The 23,144-nt window shown below is 71.4% G+C and carries 23 protein-coding genes; 6 read left to right on the top strand and 17 right to left on the bottom strand.

All coding sequences use genetic code 11. The annotated features are described in order from the left end of the window. Window positions 1-64: 64 nt before the first annotated feature. Window positions 65-952: a winged helix-turn-helix transcriptional regulator gene (locus tag ACFW3D_RS13645; RefSeq protein ID WP_500504295.1), complete on the top strand. Its 888-nt coding sequence runs from the start codon at window positions 65-67 to the stop codon at window positions 950-952. On the opposite strand, the gene ACFW3D_RS13650 is transcribed toward ACFW3D_RS13645, so the two are convergent. The 12 genes from ACFW3D_RS13650 to ACFW3D_RS13705 all read right to left on the bottom strand — a co-directional run bounded on the left by ACFW3D_RS13650 (window position 930) and on the right by ACFW3D_RS13705 (window position 10,792). Then, window positions 930-2,141: an MFS transporter gene (locus tag ACFW3D_RS13650; RefSeq protein WP_500504297.1), complete on the bottom strand. Its 1,212-nt coding sequence runs from the start codon at window positions 2,139-2,141 to the stop codon at window positions 930-932. The genes ACFW3D_RS13645 and ACFW3D_RS13650 overlap by 23 nt on opposite strands. 107 nt (window positions 2,142-2,248) lie before the next feature. Next, window positions 2,249-2,803: a TetR/AcrR family transcriptional regulator gene (locus ACFW3D_RS13655; protein WP_500504298.1), complete on the bottom strand. Its 555-nt coding sequence runs from the start codon at window positions 2,801-2,803 to the stop codon at window positions 2,249-2,251. After that, window positions 2,803-3,123: a DMT family transporter gene (locus tag ACFW3D_RS13660; RefSeq protein ID WP_026251297.1), complete on the bottom strand. Its 321-nt coding sequence runs from the start codon at window positions 3,121-3,123 to the stop codon at window positions 2,803-2,805. Before ACFW3D_RS13660 ends, ACFW3D_RS13655 begins: the two co-directional genes overlap by 1 nt. Window positions 3,124-3,173: 50 nt before the next feature. Continuing rightward, on the bottom strand, window positions 3,174-3,971 hold the full coding sequence (locus ACFW3D_RS13665) for a hypothetical protein (RefSeq protein WP_500504300.1): 798 nt from the start codon (window positions 3,969-3,971) through the stop codon (window positions 3,174-3,176). Between the two features lie 106 nt (window positions 3,972-4,077). Beyond that, window positions 4,078-4,419, bottom strand: coding sequence for a metal-sulfur cluster assembly factor (locus tag ACFW3D_RS13670; RefSeq protein ID WP_500504301.1), 342 nt, complete (start codon window positions 4,417-4,419; stop codon window positions 4,078-4,080). Next, complete coding sequence (sufU, locus tag ACFW3D_RS13675) at window positions 4,416-4,880, bottom strand: Fe-S cluster assembly sulfur transfer protein SufU (protein ID WP_018560668.1); 465 nt, start codon at window positions 4,878-4,880, stop codon at window positions 4,416-4,418. Before sufU ends, ACFW3D_RS13670 begins: the two co-directional genes overlap by 4 nt. Window positions 4,881-4,899: 19 nt before the next feature. Continuing rightward, window positions 4,900-6,159, bottom strand: a complete 1,260-nt coding sequence (locus ACFW3D_RS13680; RefSeq protein WP_500504302.1) for a cysteine desulfurase — start codon at window positions 6,157-6,159, stop codon at window positions 4,900-4,902. Further along, window positions 6,156-6,920, bottom strand: coding sequence for a Fe-S cluster assembly ATPase SufC (sufC, locus tag ACFW3D_RS13685; RefSeq protein ID WP_500504303.1), 765 nt, complete (start codon window positions 6,918-6,920; stop codon window positions 6,156-6,158). The genes ACFW3D_RS13680 and sufC overlap by 4 nt, the downstream gene beginning before the upstream one ends. Before the next feature lie 7 nt (window positions 6,921-6,927). Further along, window positions 6,928-7,257, bottom strand: coding sequence for a non-heme iron oxygenase ferredoxin subunit (locus ACFW3D_RS13690; RefSeq protein ID WP_018560671.1), 330 nt, complete (start codon window positions 7,255-7,257; stop codon window positions 6,928-6,930). Further along, window positions 7,254-8,429 (bottom strand): Fe-S cluster assembly protein SufD, encoded by a 1,176-nt coding sequence (sufD, locus tag ACFW3D_RS13695; RefSeq protein ID WP_500504304.1) that lies wholly within the window; start codon window positions 8,427-8,429, stop codon window positions 7,254-7,256. Before sufD ends, ACFW3D_RS13690 begins: the two co-directional genes overlap by 4 nt. Window positions 8,430-8,624: 195 nt before the next feature. After that, window positions 8,625-10,046, bottom strand: coding sequence for a Fe-S cluster assembly protein SufB (gene sufB / locus ACFW3D_RS13700; RefSeq protein ID WP_354798656.1), 1,422 nt, complete (start codon window positions 10,044-10,046; stop codon window positions 8,625-8,627). After that, window positions 10,043-10,792 carry a helix-turn-helix transcriptional regulator gene (locus tag ACFW3D_RS13705; RefSeq protein WP_500504305.1) on the bottom strand — a complete coding sequence of 250 codons (750 nt, stop codon included), beginning with the start codon at window positions 10,790-10,792 and terminating at the stop codon, window positions 10,043-10,045. The genes sufB and ACFW3D_RS13705 overlap by 4 nt, the downstream gene beginning before the upstream one ends. 215 nt (window positions 10,793-11,007) lie before the next feature. On the opposite strand from ACFW3D_RS13705, the gene ACFW3D_RS13710 reads away from it, so the two are divergent. Both ACFW3D_RS13710 and ACFW3D_RS13715 read left to right on the top strand, forming a co-directional pair. Beyond that, the gene (locus ACFW3D_RS13710; protein WP_500504306.1) at window positions 11,008-11,934 is read left to right on the top strand and encodes an ABC transporter ATP-binding protein; all 927 of its coding nucleotides are present in this window, start codon (window positions 11,008-11,010) and stop codon (window positions 11,932-11,934) included. A 50-nt stretch (window positions 11,935-11,984) separates the two neighbouring features. Beyond that, window positions 11,985-12,701, top strand: coding sequence for an ABC transporter permease (locus ACFW3D_RS13715; RefSeq protein ID WP_500504394.1), 717 nt, complete (start codon window positions 11,985-11,987; stop codon window positions 12,699-12,701). Here the strand turns inward: ACFW3D_RS13715 and ACFW3D_RS13720 are convergent. Beyond that, window positions 12,688-13,968: a glycosyl hydrolase family 28-related protein gene (locus ACFW3D_RS13720; RefSeq protein WP_500504307.1), complete on the bottom strand. Its 1,281-nt coding sequence runs from the start codon at window positions 13,966-13,968 to the stop codon at window positions 12,688-12,690. The genes ACFW3D_RS13715 and ACFW3D_RS13720 overlap by 14 nt on opposite strands. Before the next feature lie 61 nt (window positions 13,969-14,029). Here ACFW3D_RS13720 and ACFW3D_RS13725 point away from each other — a divergent pair, with 61 nt between their 5' ends. Next, the gene (locus ACFW3D_RS13725; RefSeq protein WP_500504308.1) at window positions 14,030-15,043 is read left to right on the top strand and encodes a COX15/CtaA family protein; all 1,014 of its coding nucleotides are present in this window, start codon (window positions 14,030-14,032) and stop codon (window positions 15,041-15,043) included. Between the two features lie 653 nt (window positions 15,044-15,696). Here ACFW3D_RS13725 and ACFW3D_RS13730 read toward each other — a convergent pair. From ACFW3D_RS13730 to ACFW3D_RS13745, 4 genes are all read right to left on the bottom strand, one after another. Continuing rightward, entirely contained in the window at window positions 15,697-16,806 is a 1,110-nt protein-coding gene (locus ACFW3D_RS13730) for an amidohydrolase family protein (RefSeq protein ID WP_500504395.1), read from the bottom strand. After that, the gene (locus ACFW3D_RS13735; RefSeq protein WP_500504396.1) at window positions 16,803-18,155 is read right to left on the bottom strand and encodes a glutamine synthetase family protein; all 1,353 of its coding nucleotides are present in this window, start codon (window positions 18,153-18,155) and stop codon (window positions 16,803-16,805) included. The genes ACFW3D_RS13730 and ACFW3D_RS13735 overlap by 4 nt, the downstream gene beginning before the upstream one ends. Window positions 18,156-18,227: 72 nt before the next feature. Beyond that, window positions 18,228-18,590 carry a hypothetical protein gene (locus ACFW3D_RS13740; RefSeq protein ID WP_500504309.1) on the bottom strand — a complete coding sequence of 121 codons (363 nt, stop codon included), beginning with the start codon at window positions 18,588-18,590 and terminating at the stop codon, window positions 18,228-18,230. 24 nt (window positions 18,591-18,614) lie between these two features. Beyond that, window positions 18,615-19,565, bottom strand: a complete 951-nt coding sequence (locus ACFW3D_RS13745; RefSeq protein ID WP_500504397.1) for a heme o synthase — start codon at window positions 19,563-19,565, stop codon at window positions 18,615-18,617. A gap of 340 nt (window positions 19,566-19,905) precedes the next feature. Here ACFW3D_RS13745 and tkt point away from each other — a divergent pair, with 340 nt between their 5' ends. Continuing rightward, the gene (gene tkt / locus ACFW3D_RS13750) at window positions 19,906-21,984 is read left to right on the top strand and encodes a transketolase (protein WP_500504311.1); all 2,079 of its coding nucleotides are present in this window, start codon (window positions 19,906-19,908) and stop codon (window positions 21,982-21,984) included. Between the two features lie 40 nt (window positions 21,985-22,024). Beyond that, complete coding sequence (tal, locus tag ACFW3D_RS13755) at window positions 22,025-23,143, top strand: transaldolase (RefSeq protein WP_500504312.1); 1,119 nt, start codon at window positions 22,025-22,027, stop codon at window positions 23,141-23,143. The last annotated feature ends 1 nt before the right edge of the window (window position 23,144 follow it).

Below are 23,144 nucleotides of genomic sequence, written 5' to 3' on the forward strand. Positions count from 1 at the left end.
GACCCCCTTCTCCGCCCTAGTGAGTTCCTTTTGGAAACCCACTTATGGCTGGCAGGATAGCGGCATGGCCCGCCGCACAGAACTAGGTGACGCGAACTGCTCCATCGCCCAGGCCCTCGACGTGGTCGGCGACTGGTGGACGCTGCTGATCGTGCGGGACGCCGCCCGCGGCGTGGAACGCTTCGACGACCTGCAGCGCGAACTCGGCGTCTCCCGCAAGGTGCTGGCCGAACGGCTGCGCCTGCTGGTCGACGCGGACGTGCTGGCCCGCGAGCCCTACCAGGAGCGCCCGGTGCGGTACGCGTACCGGCTCACCCCCCGCGGCCGGGCGCTGCTGCCGGTGCTGATCGCCCTCCAGGACTGGGGCGACCAGTGGGTGCTGGGCGACGGCACGACCACCGGCACCGCGGCGGACGGCTCGCGGGAGGCGGAGCGCGTCCACGCGCTGACCGGGACCCGGGTGCCCGAACTGCTGCTGCCCGCGGGCCCGGACGGGGGACTGCGCGACCCGGTGGACGCGGACCGCCCGTTCACCGTCCTCTACTGCTTCCCCGGCGCCTACGCGCGGCCCGCGTCCTATCCACCGGGCTGGGGCGACATCCCGGGGGCGGCGGGCTGCACGCTGGAGTCCTGCACCTATCGCGACCGGCTGGCGGAGTTCACCGCGGAGGGCGCGGCCGTGCACGGGGTGAGCGCCCAGCGCCCGGACGAGCAGGCGGAGTTCGCCGAGCGGGAGCGGCTGCCCTTCCCCCTGCTGTCGGACGCGGAGCTGACGCTGTCCGCGGCGTTGCGGCTGCCGACCTTCCGGGCGGGCGGCGCGGTGCGGCTGAAGCGGCTGACCCTGGTGGTCGGCGCGGACCGGGTGGTCCGGCGGGTGTTCTACCCGGTCACGGACATCACGGCGAGCGTGGCGGAGGCGCTCGGGGCGGTCAGGACTGCGTCGCGGCCCTGACCGCGTCCGGTTCGGCGACCGCGTCGCGTACGCCCGGCAGCCGCCGGGCGCCGAGCACCGCCGCGCCGGCGGCCACGCCGAGGACGGCGCACAGCGGCCACAGCACGCCCGGCGCGCTCTCGTAGAGCACTCCGCCGAGCGGGGCGGCCAGCACCACGCCGCTGATGGAGGCACCCGCGTACATGCTCTGGAAGCGGCCCTGGAGGTGGTCGGGGGCGCTGTCGGCGACGTAGGCGGTGGACGGCGACTTGTAGAGGATGTCGCCGATGGTCAGCAGGATCATCATCACGACGGCGGCCGCCACGTACCAGTGGCCGGTGGTCAGCGCGGCGAAGCCTAGCCCGACCAGGATCACGCCGAGGCCGATGATCGGCAGCGGGGCGCGTCGGCGCAGGGCGACGGTGACCGGGAGTTCGAGGAGGATGACCAGGGCGCCGTTGATGGCGATGAGGGCTCCGTAGACGCCGGTGCCGATGCCGTGGTCCTTCAGGTACACGGGCAGGGTGGAGTACTGCTGGCGGTAGATGGTGTCGGCGACCAGGATCGCGGCGAGCAGCACCAGGACGGCGGGCCGGGCGCGCAGCGCGGACCACAGGCCGGGCGCGTCGGGCGAGACGTCGCCCTTGGGCCGGTGGTTGCCGTTCGCCGGCAGGATGAAATGCGCGTAGACACCGAAGAAGAGCATGCCCAGGCCGTCGGCGACGAACAGCCAGTCGTACGAGATCGTGGTGGCGATCAGCGCGCCCAGCGGCGGGCCCACGGTGACGCCGAGGTTCGCCATGAAGCGCAGCAGGGCGAAGCCCTGGCGGCGGGAACCCTCGGGCACGGAGAAGGCGATGAGCGCCGAGTTGGAGGCCCGGGTGACGCCGGTGGCGTACTGGGCGACCGGGAAGACCACCGCGAGCGCGGCGGTCGGCGTCAGCGGCAGGGCGGCGAGGCCGAGACCGGACACGACCATGCCGGTGATGAGGGTGCGGCGGTGCCCGAAGCGGTCGCCGAACCAGCCGCCGGTGAAGTTGCCGGCGACCATGCCGACGCCGCCCACACCGGCGATGAGTCCCGCCTGGGAGGTGCTGAGCCCACGAGGTCCGGTCAGGTAGACGAAGAGGTAGACGAAGGTGAAGCTCACCGCCGCCACGAAGAACATGCCGGTGGCGAGGAGCCACACCACCCTCGGTATGTCCTTCATCGCCTGTTTCATTTACTGGCCTCCGATCGACGCTCTACAAGAATCGATCACGTGAAGGCGTGAATGCGGCGCGTGAGGATGCCGGATCAGGTCGCGGCCGGTATAGGTCAGCGGTCCCGCCCGGGTTCGCCGATGATCCGCGCGAAGACCTCGCGGGCCGCCTCCCGGTCGATGTCGCGGCCGGTCAGCAGGGCCTGCAGGCACATCCCGTCGGTGAGGGCGGCCAGCGCACGGGCGGTGACCGGGTCGGTCCACCGGGTGAGCAGGTCGGCCATGTGGTCCACCCACTCCGCGGCGACCGGTCGTACGGCTTCGTGCCGCAGCGCGGCCAGGTAGAGCTCGTACTCCAGCTGCGCACGGGGGCGGTCCCGGGAGACCGTCTCCTCGACGAACCGGGCCAGTTCCGTGGCGAGGTCGGCGCCGGGCGCGCCGAGCAGGGCGCGCTCCCCGACCTCCCGGAAGAAGGCCTCGTTGCACTGCCGCAGGGCGGCCACCAGGAGGTCGTCCAGGGTGGCGAAGTGGTACGTGGTCGAGCCGAGCGGGACGTCGGCCGCCGCGGCCACCGCCCGGTGGCTCAGGCCGGCGATGCCGCGCTCGCCGACGACGCGGATCGCGGCGTCGATGATGCGCTGCCGCCGCTCGGGGTCGTACCGGCGGGCCATCAGTGGGAGCCGCCGAGGTTGAGGACGACCACCCCGGCGATGACCAGGAGTATCCCCGTCAGCTTGGCCGCGGTGGCCGCCTCGCCGAGGAAGACCATGCCGATGGCGGCGATCGCGGCGGTGCCGACCCCGGCCCATATCGCGTAGGCGGTGCCCACGGACATCGACTTGAGGGTCTGCGCGAGCAGCGCGAAGGCGATGAGGTAGCCGGCGGCGGTGCCGAGGGAGGGCCACAGCCGGGTGAAGCCGTCGCTGTACTTCATGGACGTCGTACCGAGCACTTCGGCGAGGATCGCCCCGCCCAGCAATGCGTATGCCATGCGTACAAGCGTACACATCGATGTGTACGCCCGTACGCATGGCGGCCCCCTCAGGACCGGCGCGGCCACCAACGCTTCCGGGCGGCGGCCGCCGGCGACGCCGCCGGGGCCAGGCCCAGCGAACCCGTCAGGAAGAACTCCCCGTCCACCCAGTGCCCCGGGGCCGGGGTGTCCGTCAACTCCTCGCCGGCCACGGCGACATCGACCTCGTGGCCGCCGATGGTGCGCACCCGCAGCCGGTGGAAGCGGCCGCCCCCGGCCTCGCCCTCGTGGACCTCGGCCAGCAGGACCTCCCCGGCGAACGCCGCGTGCGCCGAGGGCACCCAGTCCTCTCCCGCCCCCTCCGGCGCGAACAGGCCGAAGGGAATGAGGTAGTCGGGCGCGAAACCGATCTCGCCCTCCTCCTGCGCGGCGTCGTACGCCTGCCTGCCCCCGGTGTGGAGGGTGAGCCGCTCCGCCAGCGCGGCGAGCCGCAGTTCGCCCTCGGAGGCCGTACCGCCCCGGGAGCGCAGCACGGCGCGGTCCTCCAGCTCCACCGCGAGCGGGCACAGCATCGTCCCGCCGGGCCGGTCCAGCAGCTCGAGCCGGGCGGTCTCCTCGTCCACCATCGCCACGCGGGCCACCGGCACCGGCTCACCTGCGGGCTCCAGGCAGGGCAGCACCTGGGCGATCGAGCGCCCGTGCGTCTCGACGACGAGCCGGGCGCCACCACCGCCCGTCCACACGTGCCGCCTCAGCTCACCCTCGACCTGCTGTGTGTCGGCGCGTTCGAGAAGCCCGGCCACAAGCGCGCGGAAGGAGTCCTGGTCGGTCACGCCGAGTCCGATGGCGGCGAAATGACTGCTCATGCGCGGAAGACTCGCCGACCCGGGGGAAGACGCGCAAACGAAAATACGACCGCGGGACGCGGCTCCTGTCCGGAGCGGCGTCCCGCGGTCGTGGTCCCAGGGCGGGTCAGACGTTGAAACCGAGCGCGCGCAGCTGGTCGCGGCCCTCGTCGGTGATCTTGTCGGGGCCCCACGGCGGCATCCAGACCCAGTTGATCTTCAGGTCGCTGACGATCCCGTCGGTGGCCGACTTCGCCTGGTCCTCGATGACGTCGGTCAGCGGGCAGGCCGCCGAGGTGAGCGTCATGTCGAGGGTGACGACGTTGGTGTCGTCGATGTGGATGCCGTAGATCAGGCCGAGGTTGACGACGTCGATGCCCAGTTCGGGGTCAACGACGTCGTAGAGGGCCTCACGGATCTCCTCCTCGCTCGCCGGCTTCGTCGTCGTCACTTCTGCGTTGTCGCTCATGCGGACTCCCTGACCGCGCCATCGCCCAGCGCCTGGGCGGTGGCGTCCTTCCACGCCATCCAGCTCAGCAACGCGCACTTGACGCGTGCCGGGTACTTGGAGACGCCGGCGAACGCGACCGCGTCCTCCAGGACGTCCTCCATCGCGTCGTCGGGCTCCAGCTTGCCCTTGGACTGCATCAGCTCCAGGAAGACCTCCTGGACCTTCACGGCCTCGTCGACCTGGCGGCCGACGAGCAGTTCATTGAGCACGGAGGCGCTGGCCTGGCTGATGGAGCAGCCCTGACCCTCGTAGCTGATGTCCTGGATGGACGTGCCGTCGAGCTTGACGCGCAAGGTGATCTCGTCGCCACACGTCGGATTGACGTGGTGCACCTCGACGTCACCGTCGCGCAGGCCGCGGCCGTGCGGGTTCTTGTAGTGGTCCAGGATGACTTCCTGGTACATCGAATCCAGCTTCACAGGCTTCGCCGTCCGTCCCTCAGCCGAAGAAGTTCCGTACGTGCTCCAGGCCCTCGACCAAGGCGTCGACCTCGGCCGGAGTGGAGTACAGATAGAACGACGCTCGCGTGGTCGCGGGAATTCCGTACCGCAGGCAGACCGGCCGCGCGCAGTGGTGGCCGACGCGCACGGCGATGCCCTGCTCGTCGAGGACCTGGCCCACGTCGTGCGGGTGGATGTCGCCCAGGGTGAAGGAGATCGCCGAGCCGCGTCCCTCGGGCGTGTCCGGGCCGATGATCTTCAGCTCGGGCACCTCCTTCAGCCGCTTCAGCGCGTACTCGGTGATCGCGTGCTCGTGCGCGGCGATCTTGTCCATGCCGATGGCGCTCAGGTAGTCCACTGCCGCGCCGAGGCCGACGGCCTGGGCGATCGGCGGCGTACCCGCCTCGAACTTGTGCGGCGCGGGCGCGTACGTCGACTCGTGCATGGAGACGGTCTCGATCATCTCGCCGCCGCCCAGGAACGGCGGGAGGTCCTCCAGCAGCTCCTGGCGGCCCCACAGCACGCCGATACCGGTCGGGCCGAGCATCTTGTGGCCGGTGAAGGCCACGAAGTCCGCCTGCAGCGCCTGCACGTCCAGCACCATATGCGGCGCGGCCTGCGAGGCGTCGATCAGCACCAGGGCGCCGACCTCCTGCGCACGGCGCACGATGGTCTCGACCGGGTTGACCGTGCCCAGGATGTTGGAGACGAGCGTGAAGGAGACGATCTTCGTCTTCTCGGTGATGACCTGCTCGATGTCGCTCAGGTCGAGCCGGCCGTCGTCGGTCAGGCCGAACCACTTCAGCTTCGCGCCGGTGCGCTGCGAGAGCAGCTGCCACGGGACGATGTTGGAGTGGTGCTCCATCTCCGTGATGACGATCTCGGTGTCGGCGTCCACCCGGTAGGGCTCGTCGGCCCAGCCCAGCATGTTGGCGACCAGGTTCAGCGACTCGGAGGCGTTCTTGGTGAATATCACCTCGTCGCGGCTCGGCGCGTTGACGAAGGTCGCGATCTTGTCGCGGGCGCCCTCGTACAGCGCCGTGGCCTCCTCGGCGAGCGTGTGCACACCGCGGTGGACGTTGGCGTTGTAGCGCTCGTAGTACTCGCTGAGGGCGTCGAGGACCTGGCGCGGCTTCTGCGAGGTCGCGGCGTTGTCCAGGTAGACGAGCTTCTTCCCGTCGTGGACCAGGCGGTCCAGCACCGGGAAGTCCTTGCGGATCGCCTCGGTGTCCAGCAGGCCCGGCAGCTGCGGTGTCACTCGGACGCGCCTCCCTTCACATAGGCCTCGTAGCCCTCGGCCTCCAGCTTGTCCGCGAGCTCCGGACCGCCGGACTCGGCGATCCGGCCCGCGGCGAAGACGTGGACGTGGTCGGGCTTGATGTAGCGCAGGATCCGGGTGTAGTGGGTGATCAGCAGGGTGCCGACCTCACCGCTCTCGCGCACCCGGTTGACGCCCTCGGAGACGATGCGCAGCGCGTCGACGTCCAGGCCGGAGTCGGTCTCGTCGAGGATCGCGATCTTGGGCTTGAGCAGTTCGAGCTGGAGGATCTCGTGGCGCTTCTTCTCACCGCCGGAGAAGCCCTCGTTGACGTTGCGCTCGGCGAAGGAGGGGTCCATGTGCAGGCGCTCCATGGCCTCCTTGACCTCCTTCACCCAGGTGCGCAGCTTCGGGGCCTCGCCGCGGATCGCGGTGGCCGAGGTGCGCAGGAAGTTGGAGACGGAGACGCCGGGGACCTCGACCGGGTACTGCATGGCCAGGAAGACGCCCGCCCGGGCCCGCTCGTCGACGGACATGGCCAGCACGTCCTCGCCGTCCAGCGTCACGGTGCCACCGGTGATGGTGTACTTCGGGTGGCCGGCGAGCGAGTAGGCCAGGGTCGACTTGCCCGAGCCGTTCGGGCCCATGATGGCGTGGGTCTCGCCCTGCTTCACGGTCAGGTCGACACCGCGGAGAATCTCCCGCGGACCGTTCTCGGCCTCGACGGAGACGTGCAGGTCGTGGATCTCAAGCGTTGCCATGGGTGTCTCAGGACTCCTGGGTGACGGAGACGAGCACATCGTCCCCTTGGATCTGAACGGGGTACACGGGAACGGGCCGCGTCGCGGGCAGCCCGGACGGCTTGCCGGTCCTCAGGTCGAAGGAGGAGCCGTGCAGCCAGCACTCGATCTGGCAGTCCTCCACCTCGCCCTCGGACAGTGAGACGTTCGCGTGCGAGCAGATGTCGTTGATCGCGAACACCTCGCCCTCGGTGAGCACGACCGACACCGGCACGCCGCCGAGCTCGACACGCTTGGGCGTGTCCTCCTCGAGCTCGCTCAGCGCGCAGGCGCGGACGAAGCCTTCAGCAGTGGTCATACGACGGACGCCTCCAGCTCCGCGTCGATCTTCTCCAGGAGGCGCTCCTGCAGGTCGGCGACACCGATCTGCTGGATCAGCTCGGCGAAGAAGCCGCGCACCACCAGCCGGCGGGCCTCGTCGGCCGGGATGCCGCGGGCCATCAGGTAGAACAGCTGCTCGTCCTCGAAGCGGCCGGTGGCCGAGGCGTGGCCGGCGCCGACGATCTCGCCGGTCTCGATCTCCAGGTTCGGCACCGAGTCGACCCGGGCGCCGTCGGTGAGCACCAGGTTGCGGTTGAGCTCGTAGGTGTCGGTGCCCTCGGCCTCGGCGCGGATGAGCACGTCGCCGATCCACACCGCGTGCGCGTCCCGGCCCTGCAGCGCGCCCTTGTACGCCACGTTCGACCGGCAGTGCGGGGTGTCGTGGTCGATGAAGAGGCGGTGCTCCTGGTGCTGGCCCTCGTCGGTGAAGTACAGGCCGTACAGCTCGGCCTCGCCGCCCGGCGCGCCGTAGACGACCCGCGGGTGCAGCCGCACCACGTCGCCGCCGAAGGTGACGACGACGGACTTGAAGGTCGCGTCGCGGCCGACCAGCGCGGTGTGCTGGGCGGCGTGCACGGCGGTGTCGTCCCAGTCCTGGACGGAGACGACGGTCAGCTTGGCGCCGTCGCCGATCAGGTACTCGACGTTGGCGGCGAGGACGGCGTCCCCGGTGTGGTCGATCACCACGACCGCCTCGGCGAAGGCCCCGACCTCGATGACCTGGTGGCCGAAGGCCACCCCGCCCTGGCCGTGCACGGAGATCCGCACCGGCTCGGAGAGCACCGCGTCCTTGGGGATGGAGACGACACCGGCCTTCTCGAAGGAGCTGTACGCCTGGGCGGCGACCCGGTCCACCGGCTTGCCGGCCTTGCCGACCCGGGCGTCGTCCCGGCCGACGGTCTCGACGGTGACGCCCGCGGGGGCGCTCACCTCGACCTTGACGCCGCCACCGGTGGCGACGGCGGTGCCGTCGTGCAGGCCGCGCAGCCGCTCCAGCGGGGTGAAGCGCCACTCCTCCTCGCGGCCGTGCGGCACGGGGAAGTCGGCCACGTCGTACGACGCGGGTGCGCTGACCCGGGCGTCCCGGGGCTGGCCGACCTGGATGGCGCCTTCGGTGGTGGCACCGGCGGCCGGGATGGTTTCAGCCATGGCTGTACTACTGCCTCTTTCTGTGTTCGCTCGCCTCCGGGCGCTTGAACCCGGCGCCGACGCTCCTCGACACTGCGCTCCCTCGTTCCTCGGTCGCTTGGTCTCGTCGCTTTCGGCACCGGCGCGCCCTTTGGCTCGCTCACGAGCTTGACGGGATAGCCGGGGGTGACCCCGGCGGAGGGTGCGGGACCGGCGTCAGCCGACCGCGCCCTCCATCTGCAGCTCGATCAGCCGGTTGAGTTCCAGCGCGTACTCCATGGGCAGCTCGCGCGCGATCGGCTCCACGAAGCCGCGGACGATGGTGGCCATCGCCTCGGTCTCCTCCAGGCCGCGGCTCATCAGGTAGAAGAGCTGGTCCTCGCTGACCTTGGAGACGGTCGCCTCGTGGCCCATCGACACGTCGTCCTCGCGGACGTCCACGTACGGGTAGGTGTCCGAGCGGGAGATCGTGTCCACCAGCAGCGCGTCGCACAGCACGTTGGACTTGGAGCCGGCGGCGCCCTCGCCGATCTCGATCAGACCGCGGTAGGAGGTGCGGCCACCACCGCGGGCCACCGACTTGGAGACGATCGAGGAGGAGGTGTTCGGCGCCATGTGCACCATCTTGGCGCCGGCGTCCTGGTGCTGGCCCTCGCCCGCGAAGGCGATCGACAGGGTCTCGCCCTTGGCGTGCTCACCCATCAGGTAGACGGCCGGGTACTTCATCGTCACCTTGGAGCCGATGTTGCCGTCGACCCACTCCATGGTCGCGCCCTCGTACGCCACGGCGCGCTTGGTGACCAGGTTGTACACGTTGTTCGACCAGTTCTGGATCGTCGTGTAGCGGCAGCGGCCGCCCTTCTTCACGATGATCTCGACCACGGCGCTGTGCAGCGAGTCCGACTTGTAGATCGGCGCGGTGCAGCCCTCGACGTAGTGGACGTAGGCGTCCTCGTCGACGATGATCAGCGTCCGCTCGAACTGGCCCATGTTCTCGGTGTTGATCCGGAAGTAGGCCTGCAGCGGGATCTCGACGTGCACGCCCTTCGGCACGTAGATGAAGGAGCCGCCGGACCACACCGCGGTGTTCAGGGAGGCGAACTTGTTGTCACCCGCAGGAATGACGGTGCCGAAGTACTCCTGGAACAGCTCCGGGTGCTCCTTGAGCGCCGTGTCGGTGTCCAGGAAGATGACGCCCTGCTCCTCCAGGTCCTCACGGATCTGGTGGTAGACGACCTCCGACTCGTACTGCGCGGCGACGCCCGCGACCAGCCGCTGCTTCTCCGCCTCGGGGATGCCCAGCTTGTCGTAGGTGTTCTTGATGTCCTCGGGCAGGTCCTCCCAGGACTCCGCCTGCTTCTCCGTGGACCGCACGAAGTACTTGATGTTGTCGAAGTCGATGCCGGACAGGTCCGAGCCCCAGGTGGGCATGGGCTTCTTCCCGAAGAGCTTCAGGCCCTTGAGACGCAGCTTGAGCATCCACTCGGGCTCGTTCTTCTTCGCGGAGATGTCGCGGACGACGTCCTCGTTCAGGCCACGACGGGCGGCGGCACCGGCTACGTCCGAGTCGGCCCAGCCGTACTCGTAGTTGCCCAGACCCTCGAGTTCAGGGTGAGCCGTCTCCAGGGGGGCAGTCATGCGGGGTTCCTCCCGGCGTTGCTTGCGGTGTTGTTCGGTGCGGTGGATCCGGACGGCGACGCCGCCTTCGGCACGAAGGTGGTGCAGACACCGTCTCCGTGGGCGATGGTCGCCAGCCGTTGTACATGGGTCCCGAGCAGGCGGGAGAAGACCTCGGCCTCCGCCTCGCACAGCTGCGGGAACTGCTCGGCGATGTGGGCCACCGGGCAGTGGTGCTGGCAGAGCTGCTCACCGGCGGAGGCGGGCGCATTGCGCGTCGTGGCAGCGTACCCGTCCTGGCTGAGCGCCTCGGCCAGTGCCTGCGTGCGCTCCTCGGGGCCGGCCGCCTCGACGACCGCCCGGTAGCGTTCGGCCTGCGCGGCGACCCGGGCGCGGGCGAAGGCGGACACCGCCGCTTCCCCCTGCTGCCCACCGCCGGCGGACTCGGCGATCCAGTGCAGCGCGTCGGCGGCGAGCTGGTCGTAGGCCTGGTCGAAGGCGTCGCGGCCGCAGTCGGTCAGGGCGAACACCTTGGCGGGGCGGCCGCGGCCGCGGTTCCCGTAGACCCGCTTCTCGCGCGGCTCGACGATGTCCTCGGCGACGAGCGCGTCCAGGTGACGGCGTACCGCCGCCTGCGTCAGCCCGAGCCGTTCCGCCAGGTCGGCGGCGGTCGACGGCCCGTGGACCAGGACGGACCGGGCGACCCGGTTGCGGGTGCTCCGCTCCCCGGTCGTCTGCTCCTCCTGAGCCTCGGACACGTTTTTCACAAGGCCAGTGTTGCGTAATTCATCTCGCAGAGGCAAGCGGCGGCCCCCGGGGTGGATGTCTGCTGCGTCACTTAGGGAAACCTAACCTGACCTGCGGAAACGATCTTCCCCGCCGCCCGGGGAAGCCCGCCGTCCACCGGCCACGACCTGCGGCGGCGGCACGTGGCACCGCCCTCCCGGCGGAGCGCCCCCCGCGGGTTCGTAGACTTCCCGTCATGCAAATGGACCCCGCGGTCGAGATGACGGGACTGGTCAAGCGTTACGGCGCCAAGACCGCGGTGGACGGGCTCGACCTGACCGTCGCCCGGGGCACCGTGACCGCCGTGCTCGGACCCAACGGAGCCGGGAAGACCACCACCGTCGAGACCTGCGAGGGATACCGCCGTCCGGACGGCGGCCGGGTGCGGGTGCTGGGACTCGACCCGGTGCGGGAGGCCGCCGCGCTGCGGCCCCGGATCGGCGTGATGCTGCAGTCCGGCGGCGTGTACGCCGGTGCCCGCGCCGAGGAGATGCTGCGGCACACCGCCAGACTGCACGCCGACCCCGTCGACCCGGCCATGCTGATCGAACGGCTCGGCCTGGAGTCCTGCGGCCGCACCCCGTACCGCCGGCTCTCCGGCGGCCAGCAGCAGCGGCTCGCGCTCGCGATGGCCGTCGTGGGCCGCCCGGAGCTGGTGTTCCTGGACGAGCCGACGGCCGGACTGGACCCGCAGGCCCGGCGCAGCACCTGGGAACTCGTCCGCGAGCTGCGCGCCGACGGCGTCACCGTCGTGCTGACCACCCACTTCATGGACGAGGCCGAGCAGCTCGCGGACGACGTCGCGATCATCGACAAGGGCCGCGTGATAGCGAGCGGCACCCCCGAGGAACTGTGCCGCGGCGGCGCCGAGAACACGCTGCGCTTCTCCGGCCGCCCGGGCCTGGACCTGGCCTCCCTGCTCAAGGCGCTGCCGGCCGACTCCGCCGCGGTGGAGCTGACCCCGGGCAGCTACCGGATCGAGGGAAAGGTCGATCCGCAGATGCTGGCCACCGTCACCTCCTGGTGCGCCCAGCACGGCGTGATGCCGGACCGCCTCGCGGTCGAGCGGCGCACCCTGGAGGACGTCTTTCTCGAGCTCACCGGCAAGGAGCTGCGTTCGTGACCGCCACCGGCACCTTCACCCCGGCCCCCGGCGCGGCCACGCTGCCCCGGATGATCGGCGCGCAGACCGCGCTGGAGACCCGGATGCTGCTGCGCAACGGCGAGCAGCTGCTGCTGACCGTCGTCATCCCCACGCTGCTGCTGGTCCTGTTCAGCGCCGTCGACATCGTCGACACCGGCGCCGGCGAGGCCGTCGACTTCCTCACCCCCGGCATCCTCGCGCTGGCGGTGATGTCCACCGCCTTCACCGGCCAGGCCATCGCGACCGGCTTCGAGCGGCGCTACGGCGTGCTGAAGCGGCTCGGCGCGTCCCCCCTGCCGCGCTGGGCGCTGATGACCGCCAAGACCGGCTCGGTCCTGGTCACCGAGATCCTGCAGGTCGTCCTGCTCACCGTGATCGCGTTCGCCCTGGGCTGGTCGCCGCACGGCAACCCGCTCGCGGTGCTCCTGCTGCTCGCCCTGGGCACGGCGGCCTTCTCCGGCCTCGGCCTGCTCATGGCCGGGACGCTGCGCGCCGAAGCCACGCTCGCCGCCGCGAACCTGGTCTTCCTGCTGCTGCTCGTCGGCGGCGGGGTGATCGTGCCGCTGGACAGGTTCCCCGGCGCGGCACGCTCCGTCCTGGAACTGCTGCCGATCTCGGCCCTGTCGGACGGCCTGCGCGACGTCCTGCAGCACGGCGCGGGCATGCCGTGGGGCGACCTCGGCGTCCTCGCCGCGTGGGCGGTGCTGGGCCTCGGCGCGGCGGCGCGCTGGTTCAGGTGGGAGTGACGCAGTCCACGAAGCGGGCGAAGCCGGTGCCCTGGCCCTCGTCGAGGGCCAGGAAGCCGCTCTCCGGGGCGTGGCTGGCCAGCAGGCACATGTCGTAGCGCACGGTCGTGGGCAGTTCGGCGGAGCCGTCGGTGCGGTAGCGGTGTGCGCCGGTGAGCTGGCAGGAGTCGTAGCGCACCAGCGGGCCGCGCGGGCCCAGCGTGTAGCGGTGGGCCCGCAGTTGCGGGGCGAAGGACTTGAAGGCGTTGGCGGTGTCGTCGCAGTCGTTGAAGTGGACGGTGCCGCCGCCCCATTCGCAGTCGATCACGACCGTGTCGGCGTTGCGCAGCTCAAAACGTATGTCCTCGGCGTGGAAGCGCTGCACCGAGCTGAAGTGCTGCTTTCGGGGGAATCGGAAGAACGCGCTCTCGTAGCCGTAGTCGGGGTGGGGCGTCGGGCGGCGCCCGGTGACGATGTAGCTCCCGGCGCGGCAGGTGACCGAGCCGCCGTAGGGGAACTCCAGGAAGTTGCCCCACTCGTAGGTGACGTTCATGTCGGTGAACCAGTAGTTGAGGAACTGGTCCTGCTGCTCGGGGTTCTCCGAGCGCTTGGACAGGCCCGAGTAGAGGAACGCCCCGCGGTAGGCGCCGCCCACCCGGCAGGCCTCCCAGCGCATCTCGGAGTTGGTGTTGGTGCCGTCGAGGGCGATGCCGTACTCCCATTCGCCCATCCACTCGCAGTCGGTGAAGCGGTAGTTCGCCGCCCCGCCGGTGGAGTAGGAGGAGAAGAAGGACGCGCCCGGGGTGCCGGAGGTGAAACGCAGTCCCTCGAAGGCGATGTTCTGCCACATGTCGTCGTTGCGGCAGAGGAAGGCTCCCGCGGGCTCCCGCGGCGCGAAGACGATCTCGCTGATGCGCAGGCCCGCGCCGCGGAAGCGCAGCCCGTTGGCCGCGTTGGACGGGTCGTCGCCGTCGAGCAGCGCGCCGGGCTCGGTGATCAGGTACTTGCCGGGCGGGACGTCGATCACCGTGCGGCCGGTGTGGTCGTCCAGCCGCGACTCGGCGTAGCGGTAGGCGTCCGCGAACGCCTTGCTGTCGTCGGTGGTGCCGTCGCCCTTGGCGCCGAAGTCCGCGACGACGTCGACCACACCGGGGTGCGCGGCGCTCCTGGGCTGCCGGACGGCCTCGGCGGCGGGTGTGTCGGCGGCGGAGTACGCTGCCGCGCCGATCCCCGTGAGCGCCGCCGCGGCGCCTCCGTAGAGCAGTTTCCGCCGGTCGACGTCGGTCATGTCCCCCATCCCCTCCCCTGGGCGTCCCCCTCGTGAAGGATTGCACAAGGAGGCGCCTACGATGGTGGCCGTGCCGAATCTCAGCCAAGCAGGCCAAGCCGTGCGAAACCCCCTGGCCTTCATCGCCCAGCGCTGGACCCCGTCCCCGGAGACGGTCCGGCGGGCCGCGCTGGCCGCGCTCGTCATGAGCGTCGTCATCGTGGTGACCGGCGGTGCCGTCCGGCTGACCGGCTCGGGCCTCGGCTGCCCGACCTGGCCCAAGTGCACCGACGACAGCCTCACCGCGACCAGCGAGATGGGACTGCACGGGGCGATCGAGTTCGCCAACCGCATGCTGACGTACGTGCTGTGCGCGGCCGTGGGCTGGGCGATCATCGCCGCGCGGGCCGCGAAGCCGTGGCGGCGCGGGCTGACCCGGCTCGGCTGGGCCCAGTTCTGGGTCGTCATGGGCAACGCCGTGCTCGGCGGGTTCACCGTCCTGACCGGTCTCAACCCCTACACCGTCGCGGCGCACTTCCTACTCTCCAGCGCGCTGATCGCCGTCGCGCTGCTGATGTGGCAGCGGGCCGGCGAGGGCGACGCGGCACCGCGCCCGCTGGTCGGCAAACCGGTCAGGCAGCTGGCATGGGTCCTGATCGCCGCCTCCGGAGCCCTGATCGCGGTCGGCACGCTCGTGACGGGAGCCGGACCGCACGCCGGCGACAGCAGCGACGTGCCGCGCGTCCCGGTGAAGTGGGAGACCATCTCGCAGCTCCACGCCGACCTGGCATGGGTGGTGTGCGGGCTGACGATCGCCCTGTGGTTCGTGCTGCGCGCCGTCGACGCCCCCGCGGGGCCGCGGGCCCGGGTGCGGGACCTGCTGGTCGTACTGCTGGCGCAGGGCGTCATCGGCTACGTCCAGTACTTCACGAAGCTGCCCGAGGTCCTGGTCGCCCTCCACATGCTCGGCTCGACGCTGGTGTGGATCGCGGTGCTGCGGGTGCTGCTCTCCATGCGCGAGCGTCCGGCGACCGAGCCCGAGGAGCCCGCGCGCGCGGTCGTCGCGTCCGCCCCGGAGCCCGCGCCGGCCGCGTAGCGGCTGCCCCGTGGCGTCGGGGCGGGCGGTGGTGCGGTGCCCGCCGGTCGGCTCTCCCGCCGTCTCGCGCCCTTCGGGCGCAAAGCCGCGGGCTGCGGCTGGGGAGGGTGGGGCCGGTCTCCCGGTGTGCGGTCCGCGGGTGGGTGTGTGGTGAGGGTTCAGGCTCCGGAGCGGGGTCCGCTGTTCATGGGCGCGGGTCTCGTCGCCGTCCGCGGGTACAGATGGCCGGTGACCACGCCCACCCTGGTGGGTGGCGCGCCCGCCGTAACCGGCGTCTGCGGGTGATTCCCCGACATCGGGCCCTGTTCCACCGACATAGTCGGCGTAAGCGAGCCCGATCTCCCGCCGCCCCCTCGACAGCACCCCGAATCAGCCGCAGACGCCGGTCACGGCGGGCGCGCCCACCACCCACCGAAGGCGTGGAAGCGGCCATCTGCACCCGCGGACGGCAACGAGACCCAAGGCACCGGAAACCCCACCCGCTCCGGAGCCTGAACCCCGGCCACGCACCCACCAGCACAGCGCTGCCAAGGCTCCGCCCCAACCCTCCCCTCCGCAGCCCGCATCTTTGCGCCCGAAGGGCGCGAGACGAACTCGCACCCGCACCGGCCGCAGCACCGACACGCCGCCCACGCCTCCGCCAAAGGTCCCGCTCACGGCAGCCGGTACACCCGCCGCGCGTTGTCCGCGCCCACCATGGCCGCCACGCGCCGGGCGTCGGCCGCGGACCAGGCGCCGTCCGCGACCCAGCTGCCCAGCACCTCGCGCACCGCGCCGCGGAAGGCCTCGGCCCCGGCCACGTACAGCTCGGGCAGCCCGTAGGCGTCCGTCGAGAAGAGCAGCTTCCCGAACGGCGCCAGCTCCAGGAACTCCGCAAGGACCGCGCCCGCCCGTGCCCCCACGTGGGTGAGGGCGAGGCCCACGTCCGCGTACACGTGCGGGAAGACGTTCGCCAGGTACGCCGCCTGGCGGTGGTACGGGTAGCAGTGCAGCAGCACCAGGTCGGTGCCGGTGCCCGCGGTCGCCCGGGCGAAGTCCGTCAGCAGTGCCGGGTCGGCGTGGTCGAGCCGCAGATCCGGGTCGCCGAATCCGGTGTGCAGCTGCAGCGGCAGCCCGGTCGCGACGGCCGTCCACAGCAGGTGCCGCAACAGGACGGGGTCGTCGAGCCGGGCGGGCCCGGCGCGGCGGGCCTCCAGCCATGCCCCGGCGGCGTGCCGGACCTCGCCCGGCGCCGGGGGCTCCGGGGCGAGGCCCAGGCCGTGGCGGTAGGCGGCGATCGACTTGAAACCGGCAGCGGTGCGCGCGGCGCCGTGGACGGCCTCGGCGATGCCCTCGACCAGGGCCCCGGCCCCGTCGCGGGCCCCCGCGACGTCCTCGGCGAGCCGCTCCAGCCGCACGACCTCCCGCTCCGCCGCCCCGCCGGCCGCGGCGAGCTCCGCGGGCGTCGTCAGGTCCCCGGACAGTCCGGTGTCGACGAGGTACGTGCCGATGCCGCTGCCCCGCAGCAGCAGCCGCATGCTCTCGTACACCCCGAGTTCGCGGCGCCGCGCGAGGTAGCGCGCCGGCGGGCAGTGCGGTTCCAGGCCGAGCAGGGGCGGGCACCAGCGGCGGACGGCGAAGCCGGTCTGGGTGTCGAAGAAGGTGGTGCCGGGCGCCGCGGGCGCGTCGGACTCGGTGAGGTACGTCTCGAAGGCCGCGATGCCGAGCTCGCCGCGGACGACGCCGTGGCAGTGGTGGTCGACCAGCGGCGGGAGCTCGATCACCACCGCCACCGGGTGGCCTCCGCGAGCTCGGCGGGGCCGTACTCGGCCAGCGCCTCGGCCTCGGCGCGCCGCACCGCGACGACCGCGCCGAACAGCGCCTCCCCCAGGGCCTCCTTCAGCGTCCCGCTGCGCACCAGGTGCGAGACGGCCTCGCTGAGCGAGGTGGGCAGCCGCTTCTGGTCGCCGCGCCCGGCCGGGTCCCCGCTGACCGGCGGCGGCAGCGTCCCCCCGCCGTCGCGCAGCCCGGCGAGGCCCGCCGCGATGACGGAGCCGGCCAGCAGGTAGGGGTTGGCGGCGGCGTCGAAGGGCTTGAGCTCGGCGTGGCCGCCGTCGGGGTCGTCGGCCTCGCCCGGCACCAGGCGCAGCGCCGCCTCGCGGTTCTCCACGCCCCAGCAGCGGTGCACCCCGGCCCAGCGGGAGGGGGCGAGCCTCAGATAGCTGGCCGGGGAGGGGGCGCCGATGGCGCACAGGGCGGGCAGGGCGTCGAGCACGCCGGCCAGGAAGGTGTTCGCGGCGGGCGCCAGGCCGTACGGGGCGGTGGGGTCCCGGTGCAGGTTGTGCGCGTGCTCGCGCAGGCTCAGGTGCAGGTGGCAGCCGTTGCCGACCTGCCCGGCGACGACGGCCGGGGCGAAGCTGGCACGCAGGCCGTGCGCGGCGCTGACCGCCCGTACGGTCTCGCGGACGAGGACGACCTCGTCGGCCGCGCGGACCGGGTCGGCGGGCGCGGTGGAGACCTCGAACTGGCCGGGCGCGTACTCGGGGTGCACCTGCAGGACCTCGATGTGCTGGGCGGCGAGCGCGTCGTGGAGGTCGAGCAGGTAGTCCGAGAGTTCCGTCACCCGCGTCATCCCGTAGGCCGGACCGCGGGAGGCCCAGTCGCCACTGCCGTCGTCCTTGACCACGACCCATTCGGTCTCGAAGCCCATCCGCAGCTCCAGGCCGCGCTCGGCGGCGCGCTCCGTCATGCGCCGGGCGAACAACCGCTGGCAGCCGGGGTGCGGACGGCCCTCCTGGTCGTAGCGGTCGGCCGGGGCCCAGGCCCAGCCGGGCCGGGCGGCCAGCACGGTCAGGCGGTCCAGGTCGGGGAAGAGCCGCAGGTCGCCGTCGGGGCCGCCGATGAGCGGGGAGGAGGTGATGAAGTCGTCGGACGTGAAGACGTCGAAGACGGGCGACATGCCCACCCCTCGGTGCGCGGCCTGCGGCAGCCGGGCGGTCGGCACGGTCTTGGCCCTGCTGATGCCCGCGTTGTCGACCCAGCTGACGGCGACGGCGCGCACGCCCTCCGCGGACAGCCGCGCCGCTTCCCGGCGGGCCGTCAGCCGCCGCTCGTCGCGTTCCTCGCTCTCCACCGGCGCCTCCTCGTTCCCGCTCGTCAACCGGACCACTCCCATGGTCCATGGTTCCGGCGGACGGGCCCGGCGTCAGGTGTTGGCGGGGCCGCCGATCTGGATTCCGGCCATCCGCGACCACTCGTAGCGGCCGGTGCGCACCTTGGCGGCGAAGTCGCCGTCGAAGGACTCGTGCACGGTGATCCCGGAGCGCTCGACGGCGCTGCGGGCGATGTCGTAGGTGGGGGCCACCAGGTCGCCCCACTCGCCGTTCTCGCCGACGAGCACGATGCGGGCGCCGACCTCGCCGATGTAGGCGATCTGGCCCTCGGCACCGCCGCCGTGGCTCTTGGCGAACGCGGTGATCTGCTTCGCCAGGCGGGCGGCACGGCGCTCGGCACGGGCCGCGGCGCGGCGGTCCGCGGCCTGGGTGACTGCTTCCTGGGTCTCTGCCATGGACAGAATGCTACCCGCCGGTAATCAGCGCAGGAAGGGGTCCACGGCGACGGCGACGAACAGGAGCGTCGCGTAGGTGATGGACCAGTGGAACAGCCGCATCTCCTTGAGCTTGGCGCCGACCACGCCGGCCTTCGCCCGCGCGTACAGGGCGTGCGCCTCCACCAGCCAGAAGGCGCCCAGCAGCACGGCGGCGGCGGCGTAGAACCAGCTCGCCGCGCCGAGCGGCCACCACAGGGTGAGCGAGACCAGCACCATCACCCAGCTGTAGATGACGATCTGGCGGCCCACCACGACGTTGCCCGCCACGACCGGCAGCATGGGCACGCCCACGCGCTCGTAGTCGTCCTTCACCTTCATCGACAGCGGCCAGTAGTGCGGCGGCGTCCAGAAGAAGAGGACGAGGAAGAGGACGAAGGGCGCCCAGGCCAGCTCGTTCCGCACCGCCGACCAGCCGATGAGCACCTGCATGCAGCCGGCGATGCCGCCCCAGACGATGTTCTGGGCGGTGCGGCGCTTGAGGCCGAGGGTGTAGACGAAGACGTAGTAGAGGATGGCCGCGAGGGAGAGCGCCGCCGACAGGGGGTTGACGAGCACCCAGAACCAGGCGGTGGAAACCACCGAAAGCGTGATGCCGAAGACCAGGCACTCCCACGGCGCGACCATGCCGGTGACCAGCGGGCGCTGCTCCGTACGGTGCATGAGCGCGTCGATGTCACGGTCGATGTACATGTTGAGGGCGTTGGCGCCGCCCGCCGACATGTAGCCGCCGACCATGGTCGCCGCGACCAGCCACAGGTCGGGAACACCGCCTGCCGCCAGGAACATCACCGGAACCGTCGTAATAAGCAGCAGCTCGATGATGCGCGGCTTGGTCAGCGCCACGAACGCCATCACACGGGCACCGAACGGCCGGTGGCGGTGGCTCGACCCGATGGCTCCGGCGGGCCGGGATTCGACGGCCGTCACGAACACCCCTGAGGAAAAGTCCAGCAAGCGGCTCCGCTTGCGCGTACCACGCCACTTTAGACGTAGCGGATACTCCGCCCGCGCCGGGGGTGCCACGTGTTGGCCTCCATAGCGCAAGAGAGGTGCAACCTGAAGGTGTTCTGCGTTCAACAGGCGAAGAAACGCTGACCGGGGCACGCTGGTGACACCACCGGTGCCGGGGAGGGAATGCCGCTGCCCGGGGATCGGTTGCCGCAGCCGTCGGGCCCGCACTCGAATAGGTGCACGCACGTGCAGGGGTAGGCTCGGCAACGCCCGGTGTGCACATCGTCACCGGCGTAATACATGTGGAGAGGAGCCCTCTCAGGTGAGCACCGAGCCGACCACCTCCGAGCTGGAGTGGAGCGAGCTGGACAGGCGTGCGGTTGACACCGCCCGGGTTCTGGCGATGGACGCCGTACAGAAGGTCGGCAACGGCCATCCGGGTACGGCGATGAGCCTCGCCCCCGCGGCCTACCTGCTGTTCCAGAAGCTGATGCGGCACGACCCCTCGGACGCGGGATGGACCGGTCGCGACCGCTTCGTCCTCTCGCCCGGACACACGTCCCTGACGCTGTACACGCAGCTCTTCCTTTCGGGTTACGGGCTGGAGCTGGAGGACCTCAAGGCCTTCCGCACCTGGGGCTCGCGCACCCCCGGCCACCCCGAGCACGGTCACACGACCGGTGTGGAGACCACCACCGGCCCGCTGGGCCAGGGCATCGCCAACGCGGTGGGCATGGCGATGGCCGCCCGCTACGAGCGCGGCCTGTTCGACCCGGACGCGGCGCCGGGCGAGTCGGTCTTCGACCACACCGTCTGGGCGATCGTCTCCGACGGCGACCTGGAGGAGGGCATCTCCGCCGAGGCGTCCTCGCTGGCCGGCCACCAGAAGCTGGGCAACCTGATCGCCCTGTACGACGACAACCACATCTCGATCGAGGGCGACACCGCGACCGCCTTCTCCGAGGACGTGCTGAAGCGCTACGAGGCCTACGGCTGGCACGTGCAGCGCATCGAGCAGGACCCCTCGGGCGACTTCGACGTCCACGCCCTGTACGCCGCGTTCGACAGGGCCCGGGCCGTCACCGACCGCCCCTCGATCATCGCGGCCCGCACGATCATCGCCTGGCCCGCCCCGAACGCCCAGAACACCGAGGCCGCCCACGGCTCGGCACTGGGCGACGCGGAGGTCGCGGCCACCAAGAAGGTGCTGGGCTTCGACCCCGAGCAGAGCTTCGAGGTCACCCCCGAGGTGCTGGCGCACGCCCGCAAGGTCGCCGACCGCGGCCGCGAGGCCCACGCGGAGTGGACCAAGCGGTTCGAGGAGTGGCGCTCCGCCAACCCGGAGCGGGCCCGGACCTTCGACCGCATCCACGCCGGCGAGCTCCCGGCCGGCTGGGAGGACGTGGTCCCGGAGTTCCCCGCGGGCAAGGACGTCGCCACCCGCAAGGCCTCCGGTGAGGTGCTGAAGGCGCTGGGCGGCGTGATCCCCGAGCTGTGGGGCGGCTCCGCCGACCTGGCGGGCTCGAACCTCACCACCATCGACGCCTCGTCCTCGTTCCTCCCGGCGGACAACCCGCTGCCGGAGGCGACCCCGTACGGCCGCACGGTGCACTTCGGCATCCGCGAGCACGCGATGGGCTCGACGATGAACGGCATCGCGCTGCACGGCAACACCCGCGTCTACGGCGGCACCTTCCTGGTGTTCTCCGACTACATGCGCCCGGCCGTGCGCCTGGCCGCGCTGATGAAGCTGCCCGTCTCCTACGTGTGGACGCACGACTCCATCGGCCTCGGCGAGGACGGCCCGACCCACCAGCCGATCGAGCACCTGGCGGCGCTGCGGGCCATCCCCGGCCTCAACATCGTCCGTCCGGCCGACGCCAACGAGACGGCGATCGCCTGGGCGGAGATCCTGCGCCGCCACACCGCCAAGCCCGCCCCGCACGGCGTGGCCCTCACCCGGCAGAGCGTGCCGACCTACCCGGCGAACGAGAACGCGGCCAAGGGCGGCTACGTGCTGTTCGACGCCGAGGGCGGCCAGCCGCAGGTCATCCTGATCGCGACCGGTTCCGAGGTGCAGCTGGCCGTCGAGGCCCGCGAGCAGCTGCAGGCCGACGGCATCCCGGCGCGCGTGGTCTCCATGCCGTCCGTGGAGTGGTTCGAGGAGCAGGACCAGGCGTACCGCGACAGCGTCATCCCGCCGAACGTGCGGGCGAGGGTCGCCGTCGAGGCCGGCATCGGGCTGACCTGGCACCGCTTCGTCAGTGACGCGGGCCGGATTGTGTCCCTGGAGCACTTCGGGGCAAGTGCCGATTACAAGGTCCTCTACCGCGAGTTCGGTCTGACCGCGGAGGCCGTGACCGCCGCCGCGCGCGACTCGATCGCCGCCGCCGGTCGCTGACGCACAGACGCATACGACGTACCGAGGAGATGCAGAACCCATGACAGACGCACTCAAGCGCCTCTCCGACGAGGGCGTGGCGATCTGGCTCGACGACCTGTCCCGCAAGCGGATCACCTCCGGCAACCTGGCCGAGCTCATGGACCAGAGCCACGTGGTCGGCGTCACCACCAACCCGTCGATCTTCCAGAAGGCGATCGCCGGCGGTGACGGCTACGAGCAGCAGCTCACCGACCTCGCCGCACGGAAGCTGACGGTGGACGAGGCACTGCGGATGATCACCACCGCGGACGTACGCGACGCCGCCGACGTGCTGCGCCCGCTGTACGAGGCCAGCGGCGGCCAGGACGGCCGGGTGTCCATCGAGGTCGACCCGCGTCTGGCCCACAACACCGTCGCCACGATCGCGGAGGCCAAGCAGCTGGCCTGGCTGGTGGACCGGCCCAACACCCTGATCAAGATCCCGGCGACCAAGGCGGGCCTGCCGGCCATCACCGAGGTGATCGGCCGGGGCATCAGCGTCAACGTCACGCTGATCTTCTCGCTGGAGCGCTACCGCGAGGTCATGGACGCCTACCTGGCGGGGCTGGAGAAGGCCCGGGCCGCGGGCCTGGACCTCTCCCTGATCCGCTCGGTGGCGTCCTTCTTCGTGTCGCGCGTGGACACCGAGATCGACAAGCGCCTGGAGAAGCTGGGCAGCGACGAGGCCAAGGCGCTCAAGGGCAAGGCCGCCGTCGCCAACGCCCGGCTGGCCTACCAGGCGTACGAGGAGGTCTTCTCCTCCGACCGCTGGCGGGCGCTGGAGCACGAGGGCGCGCACAAGCAGCGTCCGCTGTGGGCCTCCACCGGTGTGAAGGACCCGGCCTACCCGGACACCCTGTACGTGACCGAGCTGGTCGCCCCGGGCATCGTCAACACCATGCCCGAGGCCACGCTGGACGCGGTGGCCGACCACGGCGAGGTCACCGGGGACACCATCCGCGGGACCTACGAGCAGTCCCAGGGCGAGCTGGACGCGATCGCCGCGCTCGGCATCTCGTACGACGACGTCGTCCAGCTGCTGGAGGACGAGGGCGTCGAGAAGTTCGCGGTGTCCTGGAACGAGCTGCTGGGCTCGACCGAGGCCGAGCTCAAGCGCCTGGCGCCGAAGGAGGCGTAAG

Source organism: Streptomyces sp. NPDC058864 (assembly GCF_042742985.1).
GTDB lineage: Bacteria > Actinomycetota > Actinomycetes > Streptomycetales > Streptomycetaceae > Actinacidiphila.